The 13,690-nt window shown below is 71.2% G+C and carries 12 protein-coding genes and 1 pseudogene; 6 read left to right on the plus strand and 7 right to left on the minus strand.

Going from position 1 to position 13,690, the window contains the following annotated elements; all coding sequences use genetic code 11:
- Positions 1-264 precede the first annotated feature (264 nt).
- Positions 265-672, plus strand: a complete 408-nt coding sequence (locus tag E1286_RS19885) for a Zn-ribbon domain-containing OB-fold protein (RefSeq protein WP_132614648.1) — start codon at positions 265-267, stop codon at positions 670-672.
- Complete coding sequence (locus E1286_RS19890) at positions 669-1,796, plus strand: thiolase C-terminal domain-containing protein (protein WP_132614650.1); 1,128 nt, start codon at positions 669-671, stop codon at positions 1,794-1,796. Before E1286_RS19885 ends, E1286_RS19890 begins: the two co-directional genes overlap by 4 nt.
- Before the next feature lie 22 nt (positions 1,797-1,818).
- Here E1286_RS19890 and E1286_RS19895 read toward each other — a convergent pair whose 3' ends face one another.
- Genes E1286_RS19895 through E1286_RS19905 form a run of 3 tightly spaced genes read right to left on the minus strand, consistent with a single transcriptional unit; the run spans position 1,819 to position 6,161 of the window.
- Entirely contained in the window at positions 1,819-2,865 is a 1,047-nt protein-coding gene (locus E1286_RS19895; protein ID WP_132614652.1) for an enolase C-terminal domain-like protein, read from the minus strand.
- A 33-nt stretch (positions 2,866-2,898) separates the two neighbouring features.
- A complete protein-coding gene (locus E1286_RS19900; protein ID WP_132614720.1) occupies positions 2,899-4,998 on the minus strand; it encodes an acetate--CoA ligase family protein in 2,100 nt (699 codons plus the stop codon).
- A gap of 8 nt (positions 4,999-5,006) precedes the next feature.
- A complete protein-coding gene (locus tag E1286_RS19905; protein WP_132614654.1) occupies positions 5,007-6,161 on the minus strand; it encodes an acyl-CoA dehydrogenase family protein in 1,155 nt (384 codons plus the stop codon).
- 107 nt (positions 6,162-6,268) lie between these two features.
- On the opposite strand from E1286_RS19905, the gene E1286_RS19910 reads away from it, so the two are divergent.
- Positions 6,269-6,880: a TetR/AcrR family transcriptional regulator gene (locus E1286_RS19910; protein WP_132614656.1), complete on the plus strand. Its 612-nt coding sequence runs from the start codon at positions 6,269-6,271 to the stop codon at positions 6,878-6,880.
- A 34-nt stretch (positions 6,881-6,914) separates the two neighbouring features.
- Here the strand turns inward: E1286_RS19910 and E1286_RS19915 are convergent, their stop codons facing one another.
- Both E1286_RS19915 and E1286_RS19920 read right to left on the minus strand, forming a co-directional pair.
- Entirely contained in the window at positions 6,915-7,733 is an 819-nt protein-coding gene (locus E1286_RS19915; RefSeq protein WP_132614658.1) for a MaoC/PaaZ C-terminal domain-containing protein, read from the minus strand.
- A gap of 1 nt (position 7,734) precedes the next feature.
- On the minus strand, positions 7,735-8,634 hold the full coding sequence (locus E1286_RS19920) for an SDR family oxidoreductase (protein ID WP_132614660.1): 900 nt from the start codon (positions 8,632-8,634) through the stop codon (positions 7,735-7,737).
- A 74-nt stretch (positions 8,635-8,708) separates the two neighbouring features.
- On the opposite strand from E1286_RS19920, the gene E1286_RS19925 reads away from it, so the two are divergent.
- From E1286_RS19925 to E1286_RS19935, 3 genes are read left to right on the plus strand one after another with little or no spacing between them, the layout of a single operon-like run.
- Positions 8,709-10,145 carry an MFS transporter gene (locus E1286_RS19925; RefSeq protein WP_132614662.1) on the plus strand — a complete coding sequence of 479 codons (1,437 nt, stop codon included), beginning with the start codon at positions 8,709-8,711 and terminating at the stop codon, positions 10,143-10,145.
- Between the two features lie 22 nt (positions 10,146-10,167).
- Positions 10,168-10,587 (plus strand): acyl-CoA thioesterase, encoded by a 420-nt coding sequence (locus E1286_RS19930; protein ID WP_342776232.1) that lies wholly within the window; start codon positions 10,168-10,170, stop codon positions 10,585-10,587.
- Positions 10,588-10,593: 6 nt separating this feature from the next.
- Positions 10,594-11,757 carry an MFS transporter gene (locus E1286_RS19935; protein ID WP_132614666.1) on the plus strand — a complete coding sequence of 388 codons (1,164 nt, stop codon included), beginning with the start codon at positions 10,594-10,596 and terminating at the stop codon, positions 11,755-11,757.
- Here E1286_RS19935 and E1286_RS19940 read toward each other — a convergent pair.
- Both E1286_RS19940 and E1286_RS19945 read right to left on the minus strand, forming a co-directional pair.
- Positions 11,743-13,272 (minus strand): glycoside hydrolase family 13 protein, encoded by a 1,530-nt coding sequence (locus E1286_RS19940; RefSeq protein ID WP_246074994.1) that lies wholly within the window; start codon positions 13,270-13,272, stop codon positions 11,743-11,745. The genes E1286_RS19935 and E1286_RS19940 overlap by 15 nt on opposite strands.
- A gap of 12 nt (positions 13,273-13,284) precedes the next feature.
- Positions 13,285-13,659 (minus strand): annotated as a pseudogene (locus E1286_RS19945) (globin); the annotation flags it as partial.
- Between the last annotated feature and the right edge of the window lie 31 nt (positions 13,660-13,690).

A 13,690-nucleotide genomic window follows, 5' to 3' on the forward strand; every position in this document is an offset into this window, starting at 1 on the left:
CCCCTGCCCCCTCCGGCCCGACCGGGTGCCGGCTCACGTCGCACGATGCCGCGCCCGCCCGGCAACGACGGGCGTTGCGTCAGGCGGCGGATGATGCGTGTCCCCGTCCGAGCCCGCCTCCGTCGCAATGGCGTCCACCTCCCGAGGCCCGCTCAACAACGCGGTCGTCACATCGTGGTGATCCGCGCACCCGCCGGGGCTCTTGAGTGGGGACAGAAGCTAGATCTAGAGTGTGATTCTAGAAACTATGAATTGGGGAGGCCGATGAAGCCGGCACCTAAGCCCACGCCCGAGACCCAGCCGTTCTGGGACGGCACGGCCGCGGGAGAGCTGAGGATCCAGCGCTGCCTGTCGTGTGAGCGGCACTACTTCTACCCGCGGCCGAACTGCCCCCGGTGCGGCGGCGACCAGGTCGAGTGGGTCCGCGCCAGCGGCCGCGCGACCCTGTACTCCTACGTCATCAACCACCGCCCCGCCCCCGGCTTCGAGGAGGAGGCCCCGTACGCGATCGCGGTCGTGGAGCTGGAGGAGGGCGTGCGCATGATGACGAACATCGTGGGCGTGGAGAACGTCCCCGAGCAGCTGCCGCTGGACATGGAGCTGCAGGTGGTGTTCGAGCAGCGCGGCGACGTTCATGTGCCGCTCTTCGAGCCGGCGGGAGGCGCCCGATGACCGTAGTGATCGCGGGGGCGGCAGAGACTGACGAGGTCGGCAGGCTGCCCCACCACTCCACGCTGCAACTGCACCTGGAAGCCGCCAGGAACGCCCTGGCCGACGCCGGCATGAGCATCCACGACATCGACGGCGTCGCGACGGTCGGCACCCCCGGCCCGATCCAGATCGCCCATGCCCTCGGCATCACGCCGGCCTGGCTGGACGGCACGGGCGTCGGAGGGTCGTCGTTCCTGTTCCACGTCCGGCACGCCGCCGCCGCCATCCGCGCCGGGCTGTGCCGTACGGTGCTCATCACCCACGGCGAGTCGGGACGCTCCCGCGTCGGCGCCGGCCGCTACGGCATGGGGCCCGACTCGATCCTCGGCCAGTTCGAGCTGCCGTACGGCGTGGTGGGGCCGCCGACGTCGTTCACGATCACGGCGCTGCGCTACATGAAGGAGACCGGCCTCACGCACGAGCAGCTCGCCGAGGTGGCGGTGGCGCAGCGGCGGTGGGCCAACCGCAACCCCCGGGCCATGTTCCAGGACCTCATCACGGTGGACGACGTGCTCGCCTCGCGCATGGTCGCCTACCCGTTCCACCTGCTGGAGTGCTGCCTGGTGACGGACGGCGGCGGCGCGCTCATCGTCACCACGGAAGACCGCGCCCGTCGTTCACCGGTCTACCTGCTCGGCTCCGGCGAGTCGGCAGAGGCGCCGATGATCTCCCAGATGGAGGACTTCACCACCTCCAAGGCGTTCCGGTTGTCGGGCGAGGCGGCGTTCGCGGAGGCCAAGATCGGCCACGAGGACGTCGACCACCTCATGATCTACGACGCCTTCGCCCACGTGCCGATCTACGGCCTGGAGGATCTGGGCTTCGTCGGCCGCGGCGAGGCGGGGGCGTTCATCGCCGAGGGGCACACGTCCCCGGGCGGACGCCTCCCGCTGAACACCAACGGCGGCGGCCTGTCCTACACCCACACCGGCATGTACGGCATGTTCGCCATCCAGGAGTCGGTGCGACAGCTGCGCGGCGAGGCGGCGGCGCAGGTGCCCGAGGTGGAGATCAGCGTGGTGCTCGGCAACGGCGGCATGTTCGCCTCCGCCGCCACCCTGGTCCTCGCCAACCGGCTGCCGTGAGACCCGAGGCCGGGCGCGACGTTCAGAGCGGAAGCGGGGGCACCTGGGCGCGCAGACGCGCACCGGTCCCCGCGTCCACGGGGAAACGTACGCGCCCGCGCGGGTCGATCGACACTCCGGTGGCGGGATCGTCGTCGAGCAGCAGCGCGCTGTCGAGATCGAGGTAGTCGGCCCAGGCCGCGAGCTGGGCGGTGGCCGAGATGCCCACGGTCGATTCGGGCACGCACCCGAGCATGACCGACAGCCCCTGGTCGCGGGCCGCCCGCGCCACCTCCGCGGCCGGGCTGAGCCCGCCGAGCTTCAGGGGTTTCACGTTGACGCCGTCGAAGCCGTCCCGGCAGCCGGGCACGTCCTCGACGGTGGTCACCGACTCGTCGGCGATGACCGGGAAGGCCGCCCGCCGGCGGACACCGGGCATCTCGCTCCCGAGGGCGACGGGCAGGGGTTGCTCCAGCAGCGCCACGCCGAGCTCCGCCATGACGTCCAGGCTCGCCAGGAGATCGTCGGGCCGCCACGCGCCGTTCCCGTCCACGTAGAAGGGGGCGTCCGTCTCGGCGCGCAGCAGCCTGAGGACGTCGAGGTGCTCGGGCCCGGCCATCTTGATCTTGTAGATGGGCCAGCCCGGCTTGTCGCGCAACTTGCGCACCATCGCCCGCGGCTCGTCGAGCCCGATGCTGTACGCGCTGACCGCGCCGACCGCGCAGTCGGCGCCGAGCAGGGCACGCACGGGCCGATCCCGCACCTTGCCCCACAGATCCCACAGCGCCACGTCGACGGCGTGCAGGACGAACGGGTGCCCGTCGAGCCGTTCCCGCAGCGCCGGCCACAACCGGTCCGGCGCCGCGGGAGCGGCCTGTGCGAGCCACGGGCGCAGGCTCTCCAGAGCCGCGCCCATGACGGGAATCGCGGAGTTGTACTGGGCGGTCCGGAACGCCGGGGCCTCTCCGAGCCCTGTCATCCCATCGTGTTCGACGGCCACCACCAGCGCGGGAATCGCCTGGAAACCGTGATCGGCCACCCGCCAGGGATCGCGTACCCGAAGCTCGATCTCGATCCAGCGCAACCGCACGCCCTGCCCCCGAGCAGCGTGAATATCTTGAAGTCAAGATATATCAGGCGTCCAGGTCACCAGGGCGTCCAGGGCCTCGACGTGGGAGCCGGTGACGAGCAAGGGGTTGATCTCCAGGGACTCCAGGCCGTCGCCCAGCGTCTCGGCGAAGGCCGCCACCCGGGCCACGACGTCGGCCACCGCGTCCAGGTCCGCCGGCTCGCCGCCGCGCACCCCCTTCAGCAGGGCCGCGCCGCGCAGCTCCGACAGCGCCGTACGCACCTCGGCGGCGTCCACCGGCAGCACCCGCAGCGCCGCGTCGCGCAGCACCTCCACCCAGACCCCGCCCAGGCCCACGGCCAGCGTCAGGCCCCAGGCGGGATCCCGTACGATCCCGACGAGCAGCTCGATCCCGCCGCCGCGCTGCGGCTGGACGAGCACCCCTTCCATCGCGGGCACCGCCCCGGCCAGCGAACGGTACGCCTGCCGCACGTCCTCGTCCCCGCCGAGCCCGAGCCGTACGCCGCCGATGTCGCTCTTGTGCCCGAGCCCCTCGGCGGCCACCTTGAGCACGACCGGGTAGCCGAAGCGCCTGGCCGCTGCCACCGCCGCGTCCTCGTCGCGTACGAGCTCGGAAGGCACCACCGGCAGGCCCGCCGAGGCGAGCAGCGCGGCGGCGCGATGCTCAGCCCACACGCCCCGCGCCCCGCCGGGAACCTGCGCGGGCACGGCCGGAGAGACGGCGGGGGAGCGGGACAGCAATCGCGTCCGCGTCTCCGACCACCGCACCGCCGCCCCGATGGCGTGCAGGCCGTGCTCGATCCCGCCCGCGATGTACGGATAGCCGGTCTCCTGCTGCACCCGCCGCCCGAACGCGGTGACGTCCGTCAGCACGTTGCTCACCACCACGACCGGCACCGGCGAGGCGGCGATCCGCTGGGCGCTGGCCGAGTACAGGGCGAAGGTCGGCGCTGGATCGGCCGGCTCCACCCGGGGCGGCTCCGACAGCAGCATGACGACGTCGATCCCCGGATCGGCGGTGACCACCTCCAGCGCCCGGCCGAGCAGGGTGCGGTCGATGAGGACGTACCCGGTGACGTCGAGCGGGTTCTGCACCGTCCCGAACGCCGGGACGATCTCCCTCAGCCGCGCCACCGTCTCCGGCGCGAACGGCGGCAGCTCCAGCCCCTCGTCCTCGGCCCGGTCCGCGATGATCTCCGATGCCCCGCCGGACGGCGTGACGACGCCGATGCGCCGCCCCGGCAGCGGCCCGGTCGAGGCCAGCAGCCCGGCCGTGATGATGAGGTCCTCCAGCGACCGCACCCTGATCACGCCGAGCTGGCGCAGCGCGGCGTCGATGACGTCGTCGTCGCCCACGAGCGCCCCGGTGTGGGCCTGAGCGGTGTGCGAGGCCAGCTTGCTGCGCCCGATCTTGAGCGCCACGATCGGCTTGCCCGCCTCCAGGGCGCGGCGGGCGACGCGGGAGAACTCGGCCGGGTTCCTGATCGACTCCAGGAAGAGGGCGATGACCTTGGTGGCGGGGTCGCCCACGAGGTAGTCGACGACGTCGGTGACGCTGACGACGGTCTCGTTCCCCATCGAGGTGAGCAGGCTGACGCCCAGGTTGCGGGCCTGCGCGAAGGCCAGCACCGAGCTGGCCAGCGCGCCGCTCTGCAACACCACGCCGACTGCGCCGCGCAGCAGCGGCTTCTGGATGGGCAGCCCGTACGGGGTGATGCCGGCGGCGGCGTTGATGTAGCCGTTGCCGTTCGGCCCGAGGATCGTCAGCTCGTGCTCGGCGGCGAAGGCGGCGATCTCGGCCTCCATCCGGGCGCCCTCCTCGCCGGACTCCCCGAAGCCGGCCGTGAGCACCACGTACGACCGGATGCCCAGCTTGGCCCCGTCGCGCAGCACGCCGAGCACGGCCGCCGTGGGCACCATGACGTACGCCAGGTCCACCGGCTCCGGGATCTCCGCCAGGCTCCGGTAGGCGGGCGAGCCGTGCACCATGCCGCCGCGCGGGTTCACCAGGTGGACGGGGCCGGGGAACCCGTGCTCGCGCAGGTTGGCCAGCGTGCTGACCGACCATCCCGACTTGTCCGTGGCCCCGACCAGGGCGATGGAACGCGGATTGAACAGCTCGGCGACGGACATGGCGCTCACTACTCCCCGATGAGGCCGAGTTTGGCGTGTCCCTTGATCAGGTTGCGGGCGATGGTGCGGCGCTGGATCTCGTCGGTGCCCTCGAAGATGCGCAGCAGGCGCAATTCGCGATACCAGCGCTCGATGGGCAGTTCCTTCGTGTAACCCATACCCCCGTGGATCTGCAGGACCCGGTCGACGACCTGGTTGGCCATGACGGCGCCGTTCAGCTTGGCGATGGAGGAGGCGTGCCGGGCGTCCACGCCCTGCCCGACCCGCCAGGCGGCGTACAGCGTCAGCCACTTGGCGGCCTCGATCTCCACCTGCGAGTCGGCGATCATCCACTGGATGGCCTGGTACTCGGAGATGGTCTGGCCCATGGACTTGCGGATCTTGGAGTAGTCGATGGCCATCTGGAGCATGCGCTCGGCCGAGCCGATCGCGCGCGCCGGGATCATGTAGCGGCCCTGGCCGATCCACTGCATGGCCAGCTCGAAGCCCTTGCCGAGCTCGCCCAGGATGTTCTCCTCCGGCACGCGGACGTCCTGGAACACCAGCGAGGCAGGGCCCCACTGGCCCATGGTCGGGATCGGCTCGGACTTCCAGCCCATGTCCCGGTCCACCAGGAAGCACGTCACGCCGTGCTCCTCGGCCAGGGCGAAGACCATGACGAAGTCGGCCTCGTTGCCGCCCGTGATGAACGTCTTCTCGCCGTTGATGATCCACTCGTTGCCGTCGCGGGTGGCGCGGGTGCGGATGTTGCGGGCGTCGGAGCCCGCGCCAGGCTCGGTGATCGCGAAGCAGGAGCGCCGCTCGCCCTCGATGGTCGGGAGCAGGTAGCGCTGCTTCTGCTCCTCGGTGCCGGCGTAGAGGATGTTGTCGGCGCTGCCGCCGAACGAGAACGGCACGAACGTCCGGCCGATCTCCATGGCGATGATCGCGGACATGATCGGGCCGAGGGCCGCGCCGCCGTACTCCTCGGGGGTGTTGATGCCCCAGAAGCCCGACTTCCTGGCCTTGGCGCGCAGCTCCTGCAGCACGTCCGGGGCCAGCCCTGGGCGGCCTTCGCGCTCGTTGCGCAGCACCTCCGGCTCCAGCGGCATGACCTCCTTCTCGATGAAGGACCGGACGGTGTCGCGGATCTGCCGTTCCTCGGGGGTGAGCGAGAAGTCCACAGCCGCCTCCTGAGAATTTCTAGAATTGACCTCTAGGAAGACAGTCTTACTGTTACGGGCTTGTGTCAAGAATCAGATTCTAGAATTTGGCGCGCTACGATGGCCGCATGGCACGCAAGTCCTCGTGGGAGTGGAGCCGTACGGCCCAGACGCGCAAGAGCATGCTGCAGGCCGCGCGCGAGGTCTTCAGCGAGCACGGCTTCGCCGACTCCAACGTCTCCGAGGTGGTCTCCCGCGCCGGCTCCAGCGTCGGCAGCCTCTACCACCACTTCGGCGGCAAGACCGAGCTGTTCCTCGCCCTCTACGAGGACCACCAGGCCTCCCACGAGCAGGCGGCGGCCTCCAGCGTGGCCAAGGCCAAGAAGGACGGCGTCAGCGACCCGGTCGAGCTGCTGATCGCGGGGGCGCGCGCCTACCTGGCCGGCGCCTGGGAGCGGCGCGACCTGGTCAGGCTCTTCATCGACGGCGACGGCCCGCCCGGCTTCGAGCTGCTGCGCCGCACGCGCGGCCGCGAGTGGGTGCGCCAGAACGCCGTGTTGCTGGGAGCCGGGGGAGATCCGCTCGACCGGTTCACCGTGGCGGTGCTGACCAGCATCATCGGCGAGGCGGCGCGCGAGGTGGCCACCTCCGACACCGAGGAGGAGGCCCGGGAGATCATCGAGGCGACCGTGACGCTGATCCACCGCCTCGATCCCCTCAAGTCCCTGCACGAGACCTGACGGGCGCCCGTCAGGCGGGCGCCCGTGACACCGGTCAGGCGACGACCGCACGGCCGCGGTCGAGCACCACCGTCCCGTCGTCCTTGGCGGTACGGAACACCACGTCCGTGCCGTCCACCCAGATCGACACCGTCAGCGACTCACCGGGGAACACCGGGCTGCTGAAGCGCCCCGACATCGCCTTGAACCGCGCCGGATCCGACCCGGCGACCGCGTGCAGCAGCGCCCGCCCGGTCACCCCGTACGTGCACAGGCCGTGCAGGATCGGCCGGGGGAAGCCGGCCCTGGCGGCGAAGTCGGGGTCGCTGTGCAGCGGGTTGTAGTCGCCGGACAGCCGGTAGATCAGCGCCTGCTCCGGCCGCGTCGAGTAGGTCACCTTGTGGTCGGGCGCCCGGTCGGGCGCCGCCCACTCGTCGCGCGGCCCGCGCTCGCCGCCGAAGCCGCCCTCGCCCCGGATGAACACCGAGCTGCGCGAGGAGATCACCGGCTCGCCCGTCTCCGGGTCCACCGCCGTGGCCTCGGTGGTGACCAGCGCGCCCGAGCCCTTGTCGTAGATGCCGGTGACCTTCGAGGTCGTCCGCACCGAGCCCGCGGGCGGCAGCTCCCGGTGCAGCTCGAAGCCCTGCTCGGCGTGGACCAGCATGGCCGGGTCGAAGTCGCCGAAGCGTCGCCCCCGAGCCTGCGCGGCCAGCACGGCGAACGTCGGCAGCACCCGCTGCCCCTTCTCCGTCGTGAACTCCAGCTCGGAGGTGCCGGCGCCGACGCCGAGCGCGTACAGCATGGTGTCCTTGGCCGTCCAGGAGCGCTCCTGCGGGTCGCCCTCAAGGCCGATCACGGAGTGGTCGAGCGGCATGTCAGTCCTCCCGTCCGGGGATGCGGCCGTTGGTCAGCGCGTTCGGCGCGGCCTTCTCGACCAGGGAGGGGATGACCGAGCCCAGCTCGGCCGGGTCCCACCGGCTGCCCTTGTCGACGCCCGGCCCGGCGTGCCAGCCCTCGGCCACGCTGATCACGCCGCCGCGGGCGTTGAACACCCGGCCGGTGATCGCGCGGGCCTCGGCGCTGGCCAGCCAGACGACCAGCGGCGCGATGTCGTCGGGGTCGGCGCCCTTGGCGCCCTTGGGCATGAGGTTCTCGGTCATGCGGGTGAGCGCGGCGGGGGCGACGGCGTTCACGGTGACGCCGTAGCGCTCCAGCTCCCTGGCCGCGATGACCGTCAGGCCGGCGATGCCCGCCTTGGCGGCGCCGTAGTTGCCCTGTCCCGGGTTGCCGTAGATGCCGGAGGACGAGGTCGTGTTGATGATCCTGGCATCCACCTGCTCGCCCGCCTTCGCCTTGGCCCGCCAGTAGGCCGCGGCATGGCGCAACGGTGCGAACGTCCCCCTCAGGTGCACCCTGATGACGGCGTCCCACTCGTCGGCCGTCATGTTGACGAGCATCCGGTCGCGCAGGATGCCCGCGTTGTTGACCAGCACGTCGAGGGTGCCGAAGTGCTCGATGGCGGCCTTGACCAGCCGTTCGGCGCCGTCGAAGTCGGAGACGTCCTCGCCGTTGACGATGGCCTGGCCGCCCATGGCCTCGATCTCGGCCACCACCTCGGCCGCGGCTCCCGACGAGCCGGTGCCGTCGACCTCCGCGCCCAGATCGTTCACCACCACCTTCGCGCCCTGCCGCGCGAACTCCAGCGCGTGCCCCCGTCCGATGCCCCTGGCCGCACCGGTGACGATCACCACGCGGCCTTCGACGATCCCGCTCATCCGACACCTCGATCCTTGACCGGCTGACGTTTGAATTAGATTCTAGTATTAAAATCTAGAAAGGACAGGCCCACTTGGCGCCGACGACCACGACCACCCCGATCGGCTACGCCTGGCGCACGTTGTCCGTCGTGAGCCTGGCCAGCGTGCTGACCGGGCTCGGCGGCAGCGCCATCAACGTCGCTCTGCCGGAGATCGCCCGGCACACCGGCGCCGACGCCACGGCCGCAGGCTGGATCCTTCTGGGCTTCCAGTTGACCACGACCGTCCTCATGGTGGTATTCGGGCGGCTGGCGGATTTGTTCGGCAGGCGCAGGATGTACCTCGTCGGGCTGGCCACGTACACCGTCGCCGCCCTGCTCGCGGGGCTCGCACCGAACGCGTGGGTGATCGTCGCCATGCGCGTGGTGCAGGCGATAGGGGCCGCCATGCTGCTCACCAACAGCGCCGCCCTGGTCAGCGACGCCTTCCCGCGCGAACGGCTCGGCGAGGGCATGGGCGTGTACGTCGCCTCGTTCTCGATCGCGGGGCTGATCGGGCCGACGCTCGGCGGTGTGCTGGCCGAGAGCCTCGGCTGGCGCTGGGTGTTCTGGTTCAACGTGCCGATCGGCGTGGTCTGTTTCGTGTGGGGAGCCATCGTGCTGCGCAGACCGGCCCCGGCGCAGCGCGAGGGCGGGCTCGACGCGGCCGGCAGCGCGCTCGTCCTGCTCACCCTCGGCGGGCTGCTGGTCGCGCTGTCGGAGTTCACCCGGCTCGGCTGGGAACACCCTCTCGTGCTCGGAGGGCTGGCCGCCTTCGTCGTGGGCCTGCCGCTGTTCGTCATCAGGGAGTCGCGGGCGGCTCACCCGGTCGTGGACATGAACCTGTTCCGCGAGCGGGCCTTCGCCTTCGGCACGCTGGCGTCGTTCCTCAACGCCGTCGCCCGCATGGGCATGGTCTTCCTGGTCGCGCTCTACTTCCAGGCCGTCAAGGGGGACGATCCCGTCCAGGCCGGGGTGAAGGTGCTGCCGCTCGCGATCGCGGCCATGATCGCGTCGGTGGTCTCCGGCTTCCTGCAGCGGCTGATGAGCGCGCGCACCCTCGCCGTGGCCGGGGCCGCGACGACCACGTGCGGGCTGGTGGTCATGCTGTCGGTGATGTCCACCGACATCCCGTATCCGGCGGTGGCGACCGGGCTCGTGCTCATCGGCCTCGGCTCGGGCGTGTTCCTGCCGTCCAACACCACCGCCATCCTCGACGGGCTGCCGTCCAACCGGCTCGGCATCGTCAACGCCATGCGCCTGATGGTGCAGAACACCGGCAACGTCGTGGGCACCGGCCTGGTCCTGTCGATCATCACCGCGCCGCTGCCCGCCGAGCTGCACGAGGAGGTCTTCGCCGGCACTCTCTCCCAGCTGTCAGGAGGCGCCGTCGAGCAGCTCGTCACCGGCTATCAATGGGCGCTCGGCTCCATGGCCGCCATCTCCGTGCTCACCGTGTTCGCCTGCCTGGCCCGGCGCAAAGCCACCTGACGCAGACGATACGGTGGCGGACGTGGTTGAACGCACCCCAGCAGAACGGCACATCTATCCGCGTACGGTGAGATTCGCCGACGTTGACTCCCAGGGCCACGTGAACAACGTGCGCTTCCTCGACTACCTGGAGGACGCCCGCTTCGGCATGTTCAGCATCGATCCGTACGTCGCGGGCGACGAGCCGTTCAAGGGCCTCGTCGTGACCCGGCACGAGATCGACTACCGCCGCCCGCTCGGCTTCCGGGCCGAGCCCGTCCTGGTCGAGACCTGGGTGACCGAGATCAGGCCGGTACGCTTCACCCTGCGGTACGAGATCCGCGACGACGACACGGTGTACGTCACGGCGATGTCCGTCATCGCGGCCTACGACGCCGAGCGGGCCGCCCCGCGCAGGCTGACCGAGAGCGAGCTGTCCTACCTCAAGCGCTACCAGTCCTGACCCCGCATGAAACGCTGGTGGATGCTGGCGCTGGGTGTCAACGCGCATGCCGGTGTCACCCTGGGCCTGTTCGGCCTGCCCCTGGTCATGCCCGAGATCGAGCGGCACTTCGGGGTGCCGCTGGCGGTGGCCGGCGTGATCGCCAACGCCCCGGCCCTCGGCATCCTGGCCGCCCTCGTCGCCTGGGGCGCGCTGGCCGACCGGCACGGCGAGCGCCTCATCCTCGGCATCGGCGTGGGGCTGGCGGGCCTGCTGCTGGCGGCCGTCGCGTTCGTCGAGCAGACCTGGGCGGTGGTCGCGTTACTCGCGCTGGCCGGAGCGGCGGGCTCGGCCGCGATGGTCGGCGGCGGCCGGATCGTGCTGCGCTGGTTCGAGCCGCCCGAGCGTGGCGTCGCCATGGGCGTGCGCCAGGTCTCCTTCACCCTCGGCATGGCGATCGGCGCCTTCGCCCTGCCGCCCGCCGCCCGCGCGTACGGGCTGAGCGGCGTGCTGCTCGTGTGCGCCTGCGTCAGCCTGGTGGCCGCCGTGCTGGCCGGGATCTTCCTGGCCGAGCCGCCGCGCGCGATCACCGCGTCCGGCCCGGTGGCGGCCGGCTCGCCGTACCGGCAGCCGGCGCTGTGGCGGGTGCACGCCACCAGCGCCCTGCATGCCGTGCCCCAGGTGATCGTCAGCACGTACGGCGTGACCTGCCTGGTCCGCCTGTACGGCTGGGACGTCGTGGCCGCCGGTCAGCTCTTCGGCGTGGCGGCCATCTGCGGGGCCGCGGTGCGCATCGCCGCCGGCCGCTGGTCCGACCACTCGGGCCTGCGCATGCGGCCCCTGCTCCTGCTCACCCTGGCCAACCTGGCCGTGCTCGCGTTATTGGTGGCCGGCACCCTCACCCGCACCACGCTGGGCGCGGCCATGCTGGCCGTGGCCTCCGTGATGACCGTGGCCGGCAACGGGCTCGCCTACCTCAGGGCGGGCGAGCTGGCCGGGCCCGCGTGGGCGGGCCGGGTGCTCGGCACCCACAACACCCTGCAGAACGTCGTCTCCCTCGCGGTCACGCCGCTGGCCGGCGTGCTGATCACCGGCAGCGGCTACTGGGTGGCCTTCGCGGCCGGGCTGGCCTGCGCGCTCATCTCCCTGCCGGTGATCCCGTTCCGGCGGGAGCAGTCAGCCGGTCTGTGAGCCGCGCTCCAGCCACACGGCCGTGTCGGGCGGCAGCATGCCCCTGCGGAGCGGGCCGCTCGCCAGGAGCACGCTGTCGTGCCCGGGCAGGGGAACGGCGTGCGTGCCGCAGTTGATCGCGCAGATCAGCGGGCCGCGGGTGAAGAAAAGCACACCCTCGGGAGAATCCAGCCACTCCACGGTGTAAGGAATCCTTCGGAGCAGGTCACGACGGATCGCCAGGGCCCGGCGGTAGAACTCCAGCGTCGAGTCGGAGTCGCCCTCCTGCTTGTCCACGCTCAGCTCCGCGAACGTCGCCGGCTGCGGCAACCACGGCTCCACCCCGCCCGGCGAGAACCCGTGGGAGGGCGGATCGACCGTCCACGGGATCGGCACCCGGCATCCGTCACGCCCCGGCAGTTTGCCCTCCGACTGGAAGAACACCGGGTCCTGCCGCGCCTCCGCCGGAAGGTCGGTCACCTCCGGCAGCCCCAGCTCCTCTCCCTGATACAGGTACGCCGACCCGGGCAGGGCCAGCATCGTCAACAGCGCCGCCCTGGCCCGCGCCAGGCCCGTGCCGGGATCGGCCGTCTCGTATCGGGTGCGGTGGCGTACGACGTCGTGGTTGGACAGCACCCACGTCGCGAACGGCACCGTCGACAGCGTGTCGTCGATCACCTTCCTGAACGCCGTCGGCGACCACGGCGCCTCCAGCCAGGCGAAGTTGAAGCTCTGGTGCAGCTCGTCGGGGCGCACGTAGCGGGCGAGGTCCTCGAGGCTGTCGGTCCACACCTCGCCCACGGCCATCCGCTCGCCCGGATAGGCGTCGAGCAGCCGCCGCCAGTCGCGGTAGACGCCGTGCACCTCCGGCTGCCCCCACACCGGCGAGGACGTCGTGAACGACTGGTCGCCGACGTCGGGCAGGCCCTCCGCCTTGTACAGACCCATCGCCACGTCGATGCGGAACCCGTCCACCCCGCGGTCCAGCCAGAAGCGCAGGACGTCGAGGAACTCGGCGTGCACCTCCGGGTTGCGCCAGTTGAAGTCGGGCTGCCCGGGCGCGAACAGGTGCAGGTAGTACTGGCCGTCCTCCACCTGCGTCCAGGCGGGTCCGCCGAAGGTGGACTGCCAGTTGTTGGGTCGGTCGCGGAAGACGTACCGGTCGCGGCCGTCGCCCCGCAGGGCCGCCTGGAACCAGGCATGCTCCGAAGAGCTGTGGTTGGGGACGATGTCGACCAGTACCCGCAGGCCGAGCCCGTGCGCGTCGGTGACGAGCGCCTCGAAGTCGGCCAGCGTGCCGAACAGCGGGTCGACACCGCGGTAGTCGGCCACGTCGTAGCCGCCGTCGGCCATGGGGGAGGGGTAGAACGGGGTCAGCCAGATGGCGTCGACCCCCAGGTCACGGAGGTAGGGCAGGCGCTCGCGCACCCCGGGCAGATCGCCGACGCCGTCACCCGACGCGTCGGCGAAGCTGCGAACGTAGATCTCGTAGACGACTGCGTCACGCCACCAGGGGATGTTCATGAGGCGTGTCATGCCCCGTTATGTAGGTGCGTTCACCATACTTTGGGCCGCGTAGACCAGATAGTCCCAGAGCCTGGTCTCCTGCTCCTCGGGCAGTTCGAGCGAGTCGACCGCGTCACGCATGTGGCGCAGCCAGGCGTCGCGCTCGGCCTCGCCGATCACGAACGGCACGTGCCGCATGCGCAGCCGGGGGTGGCCGCGCTGCTCGCTGTAGGTCTTGGGACCGCCCCAGTATTGGATCAGGAAGCCCCGGAGTCGCTCCTCGGCGCCGGTCAGGTCGGCCTCCGGGTAGAGGGGGCGCAGCAGCGGGTCTTCCGCGACCCCCTCGTAGAAGCGATGCACCAGGCGCCGGAAGGTCTCCTCGCCGCCGACGGCGTCGTAGAAGGAGGTGTCTGTCACGATTCTTAGACTAGGGGGTGCCGCGTGCAGC

The sequence above is a fragment of the Nonomuraea terrae genome (assembly GCF_004348995.1).
In the GTDB taxonomy this organism is placed as follows: domain Bacteria; phylum Actinomycetota; class Actinomycetes; order Streptosporangiales; family Streptosporangiaceae; genus Nonomuraea; species Nonomuraea terrae.